The sequence below is a fragment of the Pseudomonas sp. OTU750018 genome, from assembly GCF_011636575.1.
Classification (GTDB): domain Bacteria; phylum Pseudomonadota; class Gammaproteobacteria; order Pseudomonadales; family Pseudomonadaceae; genus Aquipseudomonas; species Aquipseudomonas peli.
In genome coordinates, this window is sequence record NZ_JAAPAU010000003.1 from 583,611 (window position 1) to 596,851 (window position 13,241).

At 63.1% G+C, this 13,241-nt stretch carries 10 protein-coding genes; 5 read left to right on the top strand and 5 right to left on the bottom strand.

Translation table 11 applies throughout. The annotated features are described in order from the left end of the window. The first annotated feature begins 12 nt into the window (after positions 1-12). Together HCI85_RS18295 and HCI85_RS18300 are read left to right on the top strand one after the other, a co-directional pair. Positions 13-1,950 carry a M48 family metallopeptidase gene (locus HCI85_RS18295; protein WP_167146868.1) on the top strand — a complete coding sequence of 646 codons (1,938 nt, stop codon included), beginning with the start codon at positions 13-15 and terminating at the stop codon, positions 1,948-1,950. Between the two features lie 177 nt (positions 1,951-2,127). After that, on the top strand, positions 2,128-2,331 hold the full coding sequence (locus tag HCI85_RS18300; protein WP_160089496.1) for a hypothetical protein: 204 nt from the start codon (positions 2,128-2,130) through the stop codon (positions 2,329-2,331). Here the strand turns inward: HCI85_RS18300 and HCI85_RS18305 are convergent. Further along, complete coding sequence (locus tag HCI85_RS18305) at positions 2,328-3,242, bottom strand: LysR family transcriptional regulator (RefSeq protein WP_167146871.1); 915 nt, start codon at positions 3,240-3,242, stop codon at positions 2,328-2,330. The genes HCI85_RS18300 and HCI85_RS18305 overlap by 4 nt on opposite strands. Positions 3,243-3,355: 113 nt before the next feature. Here HCI85_RS18305 and HCI85_RS18310 point away from each other — a divergent pair, with 113 nt between their 5' ends. After that, the gene (locus tag HCI85_RS18310) at positions 3,356-4,435 is read left to right on the top strand and encodes a polyamine ABC transporter substrate-binding protein (RefSeq protein ID WP_167146874.1); all 1,080 of its coding nucleotides are present in this window, start codon (positions 3,356-3,358) and stop codon (positions 4,433-4,435) included. A gap of 10 nt (positions 4,436-4,445) precedes the next feature. Next, the gene (gene speB, locus HCI85_RS18315; protein ID WP_167146877.1) at positions 4,446-5,417 is read left to right on the top strand and encodes an agmatinase; all 972 of its coding nucleotides are present in this window, start codon (positions 4,446-4,448) and stop codon (positions 5,415-5,417) included. Between the two features lie 145 nt (positions 5,418-5,562). Here speB and HCI85_RS18320 read toward each other — a convergent pair whose 3' ends face one another. The 4 genes from HCI85_RS18320 to tyrS all read right to left on the bottom strand — a co-directional run bounded on the left by HCI85_RS18320 (position 5,563) and on the right by tyrS (position 11,811). Further along, the gene (locus HCI85_RS18320) at positions 5,563-7,122 is read right to left on the bottom strand and encodes an acyl CoA:acetate/3-ketoacid CoA transferase (RefSeq protein ID WP_167146880.1); all 1,560 of its coding nucleotides are present in this window, start codon (positions 7,120-7,122) and stop codon (positions 5,563-5,565) included. A gap of 72 nt (positions 7,123-7,194) precedes the next feature. Then, entirely contained in the window at positions 7,195-8,580 is a 1,386-nt protein-coding gene (locus tag HCI85_RS18325) for a GntP family permease (RefSeq protein WP_167146883.1), read from the bottom strand. Between the two features lie 399 nt (positions 8,581-8,979). Further along, on the bottom strand, positions 8,980-10,440 hold the full coding sequence (locus HCI85_RS18330) for a sigma-54 interaction domain-containing protein (RefSeq protein ID WP_167146886.1): 1,461 nt from the start codon (positions 10,438-10,440) through the stop codon (positions 8,980-8,982). 129 nt (positions 10,441-10,569) lie between these two features. Next, entirely contained in the window at positions 10,570-11,811 is a 1,242-nt protein-coding gene (gene tyrS / locus HCI85_RS18335; RefSeq protein ID WP_167146889.1) for a tyrosine--tRNA ligase, read from the bottom strand. Between the two features lie 295 nt (positions 11,812-12,106). Here tyrS and HCI85_RS18340 point away from each other — a divergent pair, with 295 nt between their 5' ends. Continuing rightward, complete coding sequence (locus HCI85_RS18340; protein ID WP_167146893.1) at positions 12,107-13,186, top strand: GGDEF domain-containing protein; 1,080 nt, start codon at positions 12,107-12,109, stop codon at positions 13,184-13,186. The last annotated feature ends 55 nt before the right edge of the window (positions 13,187-13,241 follow it).

The following is a 13,241-nucleotide window of genomic DNA, read 5'->3' on the forward strand; positions in this document are numbered from 1 at the left end:
GGACTCTCAGGGATGAATTTCTTCGAGCAACAGGATCGCGCTCGGCGTAACAGCGGCCGCCTGCTGGTCCTGATGATACTGGCAGTACTCAGTCTGATCGGCCTGACCAGCTTAGCGTTGGGTGTGGTCTGGCAGGTATTCGGCCCTGACCCGCAGTCTCTGGGCATGCTGGATGGACCGCGCACGTTACTGCCCAGCTGGGCACAGGTGGGGATGGTCGCCCTGGCCGTAATCGGTGTGGTGCTGCTGGGCAGCCTCTACAAGAGCTTGCAGCTCAGCCGTGGCGGTCAGGCGGTGGCCGAACGGCTGGGTGGGCGTTTGATCAACCTCGCGCCGCAGAGCCTGGAAGAACAGCGCCTGCTTAATGTGGTAGAGGAGATGGCTCTGGCCTCGGGCACCCCGGTGCCGCCGGTGTATGTGCTGGATGATGTGGGGATCAATGCCTTTGCCGCCGGCTTGACGCCGCAGGATGCGGTGATCGGGATTACCCGCGGGGCAATCAGCCTGCTCTCGCGTGAAGAGCTGCAGGGGGTGATTGCCCACGAGTTCAGCCATATTTTCCACGGCGATATGCGCCTCAACACACGCTTGGTCGCAGTGCTGCACGGCATTCTGCTGCTGGGGCTTATCGGTGGGTTTCTGCTGCGCAGCAGCTCCCGTGGCAGTTCGCGTTCCAGCCGCAACAATTCGGCGGCAGCGATCATCGCAGTGGGCGCTACTTTATGGTTGCTGGGCTATGCCGGGACGTTCTTCGGCAGCCTAATCAAGGCCGCCGTGAGCCGGCAACGCGAGTTTCTCGCCGATGCTTCGGCGGTGCAGTTCACCCGCAACCCGCAGAGCATTGCCGGAGCGCTACAGAAGATTGGTGGCAACCAGTACGGTTCGCAATTGCGCGCCGGACATGCGGCCGAGTTCAGCCATATGTACTTCGCCGCCGGTATCAGCCGCGCGCTGGAGGGCATGCTGGCGACCCATCCGCCACTGGATGAGCGGATTCGGCGTATTACGCCGGAGTGGGATGGCCGCTACCCGGATGTCTCGATCCTCAATCTGCTGCCTGCCGATGCCACGGTGCATCAACGTGCTGTGGCCCAGGGCTGGGACCAGGCTCTGACCGGCTTCAGCGCCGCCTCGGCCACGACGGCCATCGCCAGCATTGGCGAGCCACGTGCGGCCCACCTGCAGCAGGCGCATAAAGTACTGGATGAGTTGCACCCAGCGCTGCATCAGGCGGCGCACCACGGCAGCGGCGCACAGGCCTTACTTTATGGGTTGCTGCTGGCGTCTGCGGCGCCCTTACGTGACCAGCAACTGCAGATGCTCAAGCCACTGCTCAGCGCCGAGCTGATGGAGCATGTGCAGGCGCTGGAACAACCGCTGCGGCAGCTGCCAGGCAACCAGCGGCTGACCCTGCTGGACCTGGCCATGCCGGCGCTCAAGCAGCTGGGCGCCGAGCAGGCTGCTGGGTTGTGTGCGGTGATGGCGCGGCTGATTCGTGCCGATGGCCAGGTTGAGCTGCTGGAATGGACCTTGCTGCGCATCGTCGAGCGCAACTTGGCTCCCAGTCGGCGGCTCAGTGGGCATTTCCACCTGCTGGAAGTGTTGGATGACGCGCAGGTGTTGCTGTCGTTTCTGGCCCATGCCGGCACTGTTCCGACGGATCAGGCGCAAGCAGCGTTGGCAAAGGCGGCGAGCGAATTGCCATACACCGTGCTCAACCTGTTGCCGGCAACGCAGTGCGACCTGAAAGCCCTGGAGGCTGCGCTCAAACGGCTCAACCAGCTGCAGCCCTTACAGAAGCCGCGTCTGCTCAAGGCCATGGCGCGCTGTATCGAGCATGACGGGCGCATCGAGGTGGCCGAGGCCGAGTTGCTGCGTGCCGTGGCCGACCTGCTGGATTGCCCGATGCCGCCGCTGCTGCACACGACCACCGGGCCGCTGGCGGGTTGACGCCGACGGCTTCACGGTGGAGTCTGAACCGGCAGGCTCCGCGTGGTCATCAACCTGTCACGTCGGTCGCCGATGCTGAGGTCATAGCAACTAGATCTGCCCCTAGGCCGATTGGCCACTTGTTTACTGCCTCCTGACCTCAACCGTCACGCCGGGTTGTCCGGCAAGGAGTCTGTCATGCACCTGCTTCCCCTGACCCACGATCTCTTTGACCCACAGCTGCAACTGGAGGCCGAGCCGCAATCGGCTGATGCATCGCTCTGGCCGTGCCTCGGCGTACCGAGCATCCACCACGACATCAGTCAGACGATTGCTGCGATTGACCGCCTGAGTACGCAGTTGCAACAGGCGTCTGCACGTGAGCACGCGCCTAGGCATTAAGGGCAGGCGGGTGGGCTGACGCCGAATGCCCGCAGCAGGTCCTCGACAAACGCTCGCTGTGCATCGCCGGGGGGCTGGCCGCGGTGGCTGGTCAGGTGAAACTGCACATCAAAACCGAGGCTGTCAGCTTCGATTGCCCTCAGGCGCCCACGGACCTGCCAAGGCTCGGCAATATGTTCGGGCAGGTAGCCGATATGCCGCCCGGAGAGGATAAACGCCAGGGCACCATCAACCTGCTCGGTTTGCGCCGAGCTGGTGCTGCTCTGTAACGGTTCGTGCACCTGCACAAAGCGATAAGGGTGCTGGACCCGATCAGCCTGCTGTAGGTCTTCCAGGCGAATCTGCGGGCGATTGAACAGTGTGTGGCCGGCAGCGCAGAACAGCACCTGGCGCTCACGAAACAGCGGCTGATAATCGAGCGCGGTCTGGTTACCAGAGAAATAGCCAATCGCCACGTGTAGCTGGCCCTGCAGCAGGCGGCGTTCCAGCTCGGCCGGCATGGCGGTGAGCAGCTCGATCTGCACCGCCTGGTTGCGCCCGCGAAAGTGGCCAATGGCCTCGGCCACTTGCTCCAGCACACTGGCTGCCAGCCCTTCCGACAGGCCGATGCGCAGCTCGCCCAAGAGCTTGTCGGCCATGCCTTGGGCTTCACCCTTGAAAGTGTCGATGGCGCTGAACAGTTTGCGCGTGGCGCTGAGCACCTGTTCGCCCTTGGGCGTCAGGCGAAAGCCGCCCTTGCCGCGCTCGCACAGGCGAAAACCTAAGCGGGTTTCCAGCTTGGCCATCTGCGTGCTGATGGTCGATTGACCAATCCCCAGTTCGCCTTGGGCGGCACTAAAACCGCCGCACTCCACTACGGTGACGAACAGGCGCAGCAACTGCAGATCGAGGTCGCGTAACTGGCTGAGCATGACGGCACCTAACATTGATGAATGTCGATGCCAGAGTAGAACACTTCATATTTAAGCTAAGCAAACCGGCAGGCAAGCTGTGCCCAGCTCATCCCTTCACCGAGGTCATTCCCATGCGTCAGGCCCTTGTTCCGCTGCTGCTGTGTTGCGCCTTCGCCGCTCAGGCCGAAGAGAAAGCCCTGAACCTGTACAGCTGGTCCGCCTACCTACCGGAGCAAGCCCTGCAACGCTTCAAGGACGAAACCGGGATCACCGTCAAATACGACATCTTCGACAGTGCCGAAGCCCTGGACAGCAAACTGCTGACCGGCGGCAGCGGTTATGACGTGGTCTTCCCGGCCTCCAGCGGCTTGGCGCGGGCAATTCAGGCCAAAGCTTTGCAACCGCTGGATCGCACGCAACTGCCGCACCTGGAGAACCTCGATCCGGCGCTGCTGAGCAAGCTCGCCAGTGCCGACCCCGACAACCAGTACGGCCTGCCGTACACCTGGGGCACGGTCGGCGTGGGTTTCAACCGTCAGGCGCTTGAACAACGCCTGCCGGGTGTGCCGCTGAACAGCCTGGATCTGCTGTTCAAGCCCGAGTACGCCAGCAAGCTCAAGGACTGTGGCATCGCGGTGATCGACTCGCCGCAGGAAGTGATCAGTATCGTCCTCAACTACCTGGGTAAAGACCCTTACAGCAGCGAGCGCGCCGATCTCGATGCAGTAGCGCAGCTGCTCACCCAACTGCAACCGAACCTGCGTTACGTCGGTGCCGGCCGGCATATCAATGACCTGGCCAAGGGCGAAATCTGCCTGGCGCTGACTTACAACGGCGACGCCTATATGGCGGCGGCCAACGCTGTTGAGGCCAAGCAGCCGTTCGAGGTGCAGTACCGCATCCCGCGGGAAGGGACGCTGCTGTGGTTTGACACCATGGCCATCCCGGCCGATGCGCCGCACCCCAAGGCCGCCCACGCCTTTATCGATTACATGCTGCGCCCTGAGGCCATCGCCGAGCTGACCAACAGCGTTTTTTTCGCCAACGCCAACCAGGCCGCCACGGCGCTGGTCGACCCGGCGATCAGCAGCGATGCCGATATCTACCCCGATGACGCGGTGCGCGCACGGCTGTTTGCCGAGCAATTGATGCCGCTGCGCCAACAACGTGAGCGCACGCGCATCTGGACCACTTTCCGCAGTCAGTATTGAGGACAAGGCAATGGAAGCATTCAACGGCAACGACCTGGCCTTCACCCGCGACAGCCTCTACGGCACCTTCTCCGAGCCGACCTATGCGGGCGTCACCAGCTTTATGCGTCGGCGCTACAGCCGCGACCTGCAAGGCGTGGATCTGGTGGTCAGCGGCGTGCCGTTCGACACCGCCACCACCAACCGCCCCGGTACCCGCTTCGGCCCGCGAGCGATTCGCGCGGCATCGATCACCAGCGCCTGGGAGCGGCATTACCCCTGGGAGTTCGACCCCTTCGACCACCTGGCGGTGATCGACTACGGCGACTGCAATTTCGATCACGCCCTGCCGCACAAAATTCCGGCCGCCATCGAGGCGCACGCCGAGCATATCGTCCAGGCCGGTTGCGCCATGCTCACCCTGGGCGGCGACCACTTCATCAGCTACCCGCTGCTCAAGGCCCATGCGCGTAAACACGGCGCGCTGTCATTGGTGCACTTCGATGCGCACAGCGACACCTGGCCGGATCTCGACGACAGCGAGCAAGGCGTCAGCCACGGCACCATGTTCTATCACGCCGCTCGCGAAGGGCTGGTCGATCCATCGCGTTCGGTGCAGATCGGCCTGCGTACCACCAATGACGATGTGATGGGCTTTCAGGTGCTGGATGCACGCCAGGTGCACCGCAGCACGCCGGAGCAGATTGCCGCGCAGATCCGCGCGCGGGTCGGTGATAACCCGGTGTACCTGACCTTTGATATCGACTGCCTCGACCCGGCCTTTGCCCCCGGTACCGGCACGCCGGTGTGCGGTGGCCTGAGTACCCATCAGGCGCTGGAAATTCTCCGTGGCCTGCGCGGGATCAATCTGGTTGGCATGGATGTGGTGGAGGTTTCGCCGCCTTACGATCACGCGGAGGTCACCGCTCTGGCCGGGGCCACCGTGGCGATGGAATTGGTGTGTTTGTATGCTGCTCGGCATAAGTTGGGTGAGCGAGTGTAGGGTGGATAGCGCGGTTTATTTCCACCCTTGGTATTCGTCTCTGCCACCCACGGTGGAACGGTGAGGCGTGGTCCACACCTAAGGTGTACAGCAAAATCCGGGCAAAAAAACGGGCCCAGCGGGCCCGTAAACTCACACTCAAATGTTAATCAGCGTTCAGTTGCTCGCTCAGGCCGATCGGCGGCGGCAGAAACAGCCGCGCATCCATCAGCTGCGGCGTACGCACGATGGGGGTGAAGTCCATGCGGTCGAGGATGTCGCGCTGGATATCCACCCCCGGCGCCACTTCGATCAGCTCCAGGCCATCTAAGGTCAGGCGGAACACGCAGCGTTCGGTGACATACAGCACCGGCTGGCCGCGCTCGGCAGCCTGGTGACCGGCGAAGGTGCGGTGTTCCACCTCGGCGACGAACTTGCACAGCTCGCCGTCCTTGATGATGCGCAGCTGGCCATCCGCGATGCGGATATCCTGCGGCCCTGCGCTGAAGGTACCGAGGAACACCACCTGCTTGGCGTTCTGGCTGATATTGATAAAACCGCCCGCTCCGGCCAGGCGTGAGCCGAACTTGGACACGTTGAGGTTGCCCGCCGCATCGGCCTGAGCCAGGCCGAGAAACGCTATATCCAGACCGCCGCCGTCGTAAAAGTCGAACTGATAAGGTTGGTCGAGCAGCGCGCTGTGGTTGCTTGCCGCGCCAAAATCCAGCCCCGAGGCGGGGATGCCGCCGATAACGCCGGGTTCGGCGGTCAGGGTCAGGCGCTCGATCACGCCTTCCTCGGCCGCAACCCCGGCCACACCTTCGGGCATGCCGATGCCGAGGTTGACCACCGCACCGGCTTTCAGCTCCAGTGCCGCGCGGCGGGCGATCAGTTTGCGCACATCCAGCGGCATGGCTTTCAGGCTGTCCATCGGCACGCGGGTTTCGCCGGCGAAGGCCGGGTTGTAGGCGGTGGCAAAGGTCTGCTGATGATTGGCCGGCTCGGCCAGTACCACGCAGTCGACCAGAATCCCAGGGATCTTCACCTCGCGAGCATTTAACGAGCCGCGTTCGACAATGCGCTCAACTTGGGCGATCACCAGCCCGCCCGAGTTGCGCGCGGCCATGGCGATGGCCAGGCTCTCGATGGTCAGCGCCTCGCGCTCGAAGCTCAGGTTACCGTCGGCATCGCTGCTCGTGGCGCGCACCACCGCCACGTGAATGGGGAATGTCGGGTAGAACAGGTAGTCCTCGCCTTCGATGGGCATCAGTCGCACCAGCTCGGTGGTGGTGCGCGCATTGAGCTTGCCGCCGCCGTGGCGCGGGTCGACGTACGTGCCCAGGCCGACGCGCGACAGTTGCCCCGGCTTGCCGGCGGCGATGTCGCGAAACAGCTGGGAAATCACCCCCTGCGGCAGGTTGTAGGCTTCGATGCGGTTCTCCACCGCCAGCTTCTGCAGCCCCGGCACCAGGCCCCAGTGGCCGCCGATTACTCTGCGCACCAGGCCTTCATGGGCCAGGTGGTTAAGGCCGCGGCCCTTGCCGTCGCCTTGACCGGCGGCATACACCAGGGTCAGGTCGCGCGGTGCCTGTTCAGCGAGAAAGCGCTGCTCCAGGGCAATGGCGATCTGCTCGGCGAAACCGATGCCGACGAAGCCGCCCGTGGCCAGGTTGGCGTTGTCCGGGATACGCGCCACCGCAGCGGCGGCGGTCATGATCTTGCTCATAGCGGGTACTCGAAAGCGATTAAACAACATTGAGTACAGGCGGCATGGCGCCCAAGGGCGCCACCGGGCCCGTCAGAAACTGCCAAACAGCGTGCCTAGGGTGATGACGACCACCAGCGCCACCATCGGGAACGCCACGGTGTTAACGAAGATAAATTTGTATGACTCACGGTGCGTCAGCTTGCAGATCGCCAGCAGCGAGATCACCGCGCCGTTGTGCGGCAGGGTGTCCATGCAGCCAGAGGCCATGGCCGCGACGCGGTGCAGCAGTTCGGGGCTGATGCCGGCGGCATTGGCCATGGTCAGGTACTGCTCACCGAGGGTCTTCAGCGCAATCGACATGCCGCCGGACGCTGAGCCGGTGATGCCGGCGAGGATGTTCACCGCCACCGCTTCGGAGATCAGCGGGTTATCGGAGACGCCCAGCACCAGGTCGCGGATGATCACAAAGCCGGCCAGGGATGCGATCACCGTGCCGTAACCCACTTCGGCAGCGGTGTTGAGGATTGGCAGCATGGAGCCGAAGGCGCCGTCGTTGACGCTCTTCTTCAGGTCCATCCAGCGCTGCCAGTGCATGGCGATCAACAGCAGGATGGCCGCGCTGAGGGCGACGATGATCGACCAGATACCGATCAGCGATTTGGCATCTTGCAGGCCGCCGAATTCCGGCTTGGCCAGGTAGCTGGTATCGATGCTCGGCAGAATCTGCTTGGCCATCAGGAAGTTCAACACGATCACCACGAAGATCGGCAGCAGTGCCAGCCAGAAACCCGGGATCGCCCGGTTGTCCTCGGCGACCGGGTCATCACGGTGCGCGCCATAGCCTTCGCCCGCCGCCATCAGCTTGCGCGACTGTGCGGTGAGCCACCAGGTGCCGAGGCCGAACATGATCAGCCCGGCGATAACGCCGAGGCCCGGCGCAGCGAAGGCGTCGGTACCGAAAAACGGGTTGGGGATGGCGTTCTGAATCGCCGGGGTGCCGGGCAGCGCGGTCATGGTGAAGGTGAACGAGCCGAGGGCGATGGCGCCGGGGATCAGGCGCTTGGGAATGCCCGCTTCACGGAACAACGCCGCGCCAATCGGGTACACGGCAAACGCCACCACGAACAGCGACACGCCGCCGTAGGTGAGGATTCCGCACGCCAGTACGATGGCCAGGATCGCCCGCTCGCTGCCGACTTTCGCGACGATGCCCTGGGCGATGGCGCGGGCTGAGCCCGAGTCATCCATCAACTTGCCGAACAGCGCGCCCAGCAGAAACAGTGGGAAGAACTGAATCACGTAGCCGCCCATGGCCTTCATAAACACTTGGGTGTAGGTGGGCAGCAGCAGGTGGATGTCACCGGCAAACAGCAAGGCCAGCAACGCGAGCAGGGGGGCGAGGATCAGCACGTTGATGCCGCGGTAGGCGAGGTACATCAACAATGCGAGGGAAATCAGAATACCGAGGGTACCCATGGCTGGTTCCTTTTGTTGTTGTTTTAAGCACCGCTCTATGGCGACGCTGATGAGCTTGCTCGTTAAGTCAGGCAGCGAGGCAAAGCGTTGAGCAGACTAGAGCGAAAGCTGTGCCAGACGGGGCTACGACTTTGGTCTAGGTGGGTGAAAGGCTTGTGGTTGAGGGGTTGCGTGGGTTTAAGGCAATTTGGCGGGGTTGTCGGGGGAGCAGGGTGTGTCTGTTTTATTGGAATTAGTCCAGATAACTGGATGGTTGAATTGGCTTTAAGTCCAGAACTTTGGACTTGCACACGTGTAGGAGCGGGCCATGCCCGCGATCTCTGGCGGGTTCAAAAGCATCGCGGGCATGGCCCGCTCCTATAGGGAGTTGCGTTCGCGTTAGGCGGGCGCGCGACTGGCTTAGTCGTGTTTACCCAAACCATGCAGCGCCAGCTTGGCATACAGCCCAGCGCGGGAAATACCCAGGCGTTGCGCAGCCTGTTGGCGGTTGCCGGCTGTGGCCTGAAGGGCGTCGATCAGCGCCTGGCGTTCGGCCTGTGCCAGTTGCTCCGCCAATGTTTGCGTCACGGTGGTCGCTGGCTGCGGTGCCGGGGTGTGCGCCGCGGGCGTCACCGGATCAACCAGCAGCGCCCGCACGACTTGCGCATTCAGGTGCCCGTCGACATCCAGTTGGGCGCGTTCCAGCAGGTTGCGCAGCTCGCGCACATTGCCGCGCCAGGGTTGTGCGCTCAGTAGGGCGAGGGCGTCATCGCTGACTTCCAGCGGGGCCTGCGTCGAGCGGTTGGCAATATCGTCGAGCAGATGCTCCAGCAACGCCGGAATATCCTCGCGGCGCTCACGCAGCGGCGGTACACGCAGGGCCAGTACGTTGAGGCGGTAGTAGAGGTCGTCGCGGAACTGCCCGGCGGCGACTTTGGCCTCTAAATCAATGTGCGTGGCAGCGATCACTCGCACATTCAACGGTTTGACCTGATTGGAGCCGAGCGGCTCGACCTCCTGCTCCTGCAAGACGCGCAGCAGCTTGGCCTGCAACGGCAGCGGTAGGTCGCCGATTTCATCGAGAAACAGTGTGCCGCCGTTGGCCACCTCGAACTTACCGATACGCGCCTTGCGATCCGCACCGGTAAAGGCGCCGGGCGCGGTGCCGAACAGCTCGGCCTCGACCAGGGTTTCCGGAATGGCCGCGACGTTGACCGCGACAAACGGCCCATTGGCCCGTGGCGACAGGTTGTGGATGCCCTGGGCCAGCAGCTCCTTGCCGGTGCCGGTTTCGCCGCGCAGCAGCACTGTGGCGTCCAACTGCGCGGCGCGGCGGGCCTGACGTTTGACTTCGCTGGCTGCGCTGCTGGCGCCGATAAACCCAGCAATGGTGTAACGCGCGCGGCGCGCCTTGGCCAATTCGTGCTGGGTGGCGAGCAGCTGGCTCTGCAGGGTATTGAATTTGGCCATCAGCGGCTTGAGGTGACGGGCGCGGTCGAACAGCACAAAGCCCAGCGCGCCGACCAGGGTGCCGTCCTCATCGCGCAACGGAATACGGGTGACCACAAAGTGTTCGCTGCCGAAGGCCATCAGGTCGAGCATGCTTGGCTGGCCGCTTTCCACCACCTCTCGCAAGCGGCTGGCTGGCAGCACGTCTTCGATCTCTTTGCCGAGCACGCTGCGCGGGTCGCTAATGCCAACCTTTTCGGCGTACTTATCGTTGATCCAGACAATCCGCGCCTGCCGATTGACCGCGATGGTGCCCTCGCATTGCGCGTTCAGGTGGTCGAACAACAGCGGCATGGCCACGGCGCGGAAGCGCTCGGGCGAAACACCAATGATCAGGCCGTGTTGGTCGAGGTCGTCGCGGGCAATGGCCATGGGCGCAGTACATCCAGAATCAGGTGCGGCCGATTATGGGTGGCGCTGCGCGCAGGGGGCAACCGGAGGCGCTATGTACGTCGCCGGTAAGTGTCGAGTGCCATGTGCACGATCAGCCGCAGCTCTGCGTCACCGCGCCTGCAGCAGGTAATGACGCTTCTTGCCCAGGCTTAGCCGGCGGCCCAGCTGCCAGGCTTGCAACGGCTGGTCCGGGTTGCTCAGGCGTTCGCCATTCAACAGCAGACCGCCGCCGCTCGCCAGGCGGCGTACTGCGCTGCGTGAGGGCTGCAAGTTATGGCGCAGCAGCAGGTCGGTGAGGCTGAGACCGCCTGCCAGATCCTCCGCGCTAACGCTGAGTTGCGGCAGCTCGGCGTCCGTTTCCTGCGCCGTGAACAGCGCCAGGGCGGTGGCTGCGGCGTCGCGTGCGGCCTGCTCGCCATGGGCCAGGGCGGTGGCGGAGTTGGCCAGGATGATTTTCGCCTGGTTCAGCTCGGCGCCTTCGAGAGCGCTCAAGCGCGCCACCTCATCCAGCGGCAGTTCGCTAAACAGGGCGAGAAAGCGCCCCACGTCAGCGTCATCGCAATTGCGCCAGAACTGCCAGAAGTCGTACGGCGAGAGCTTGTCGCCATTCAGCCACACCGCGCCGCTGGCGGATTTGCCCATCTTACGCCCGTCACGGGTGGTCAGCAGCGGCATGGTCAGGCCGAACAGCGGCTGGCAGCGCTGGCGCCGGCCCAGTTCCACGCCATTGATGATATTGGCCCACTGGTCGGCACCACCCAGTTGCAGGGTGCAATTGTGCCGACGCGCCAGTTCAGTGAAGTCGTGGGCCTGCAGCAGGGTGTAGCCGAACTCCTGAAAGCTCAGCGAATGTTCACGCTCCAGGCGGTTGCGCACGGCGTCGAAGGTCAGCAGGCGGTTGATGGAAAAGTGCCGGCCGACTTGATCGAGAAACTGCAGGTAGCCGATACCGTCCAGCCAGTCGGCGTTGTCCACCACCAGGCCGTCGCTGGGGCCATCGCCCAGCTGGATGTAGCGGGCAAAGCAGCCGGTAATCCCGGCGATGTTGTGCTGAATCTGTGCTTCCGTCAGCACCGGCCGGCTGCTGTCGCGAAAGCTCGGGTCGCCGATGCGTGTGGTGGCACCGCCAATCAGCAGGATCGGTTTGTGCCCGGCGCGCTGCAGGTGGCGCATCAGCATCAAGGCTTGCAAATGGCCGACGTGCAGGCTGTCCGCCGTGGCATCGAAACCGAGGTAAAAGGTGATCGGGCCCTGGCTGAGCGCCAGGCGCAGGCCATCGAGGTCGGTGCTCTGGTGGATAAAGCCACGAGCAGCGAGCTGGTCGAGCAGATCAAGGGTGTTACTGGGCATAAGTGTCTCCTGGTTAAGGCAAAAGCCTGAGGAGACTGGAGTGGGGGTGTGCTATCCGGGCCGCCTCAGGCGGATCGGACATGCAACAACGCATCTACCGCCTGGTAAGAGGGGGCAGGGCGTAATAAAACGCGGAAATTGGGCAAATGTGCGTGTGCATAGGGCGGCACTTTAAGGGCTTTGGCGGGCAAGTCAACCGCACGTGATCGGCGGTTCGCACGCTGCCTATCTGGTCAAGGCCCAGGCAGTTGAGGCACAGTGAGCCATCAAACCGCCATCCATGCAGTGCCGGGCCATGTTTTTTCGACCGCGAACCAAACCGGGCAGTGACAGCAACGCCGCCGTCGACGACTTGCAGGACGTCGGTCAGCGTTCGTTGATCCGTATGATCTTTGCCAGTACCGGGTTGACCCTCGGAGTGTTCTGCGCACTGCAATTTATGGCCGGTAACTACCTGTTCGCCAGTTTCGAGTTGGTCGCCACCGCAACGTTACTGTGGGGCGCCTGGCGGATTGTCCGGGTGCGCAACCTATTGCCCTGGATCTACCTTTACCTGGTGCCGACCTTCAGCTTTCTGCTGTACATCATCGTTATCCCCAACGCCTCGAAAACCGCCTTTGTCTGGGTCTACAGCATTCCTGTGCTGTCCTACCTGCTACTCGGGCTCAAGCGCGGCAGCTTGCTGTCACTGCCTTTTGTGATCGGCGCTTGCCTGCTGTACCTGTACACCTACCCGGTTCAGCGCGATGCCGAAAGCCTGATCGACCTGGGTAACGCCGTGTTTTGCGGTGTGATGATTCTGGTCTTCGTCTACCTCTACGAAGCCCGTCGCGCCACTGCCTATCAAAAGTTGCAGCATATGGCGCGCACCGATGCGCTGACCGGTGTGGCCAGCCGTGGCAGCTTCCAACAAAGCCTGGAGCAGAGCATCCGCGAGGCGAAACGCAGCCAGGCCAAGCTGGTGCTGGTGGTATTGGATATCGACTATTTCAAGGCGGTGAATGACCAGTACGGCCACGATGCTGGCGATCAAGCGCTGCGGCACATCTGCAACAGCCTCAGCCATCGGCTGCGGTCCACCGATACGCTGGGTCGCCTGGGGGGTGAAGAGTTTGGGCTGCTGCTGCGCAACACCGATGGCCGCGGCGCCGAACCCTTGGTGGAAAACCTGCGTGCGCAACTGTGTAGCCAACCAATGCGTTATGGCGGCCAGGACATTCCCTTGTCCGCCACCTTCGGCCTTGCCGAGTGGCCCGCCGATGGCAGTAGCGCCGAGCAGCTTTACCGCTGCGCCGACCAGCGCCTGTATCGCGGTAAAGAGCAGGGCCGTAACTGCGTGGTTGGTCGGCACAGTGCCGAGCATGCCGGCGAGTAACGTCGCTGCATGGTAATCGGTCATAGCGCCTCTGTTACGCCGTCTACACTCAGAT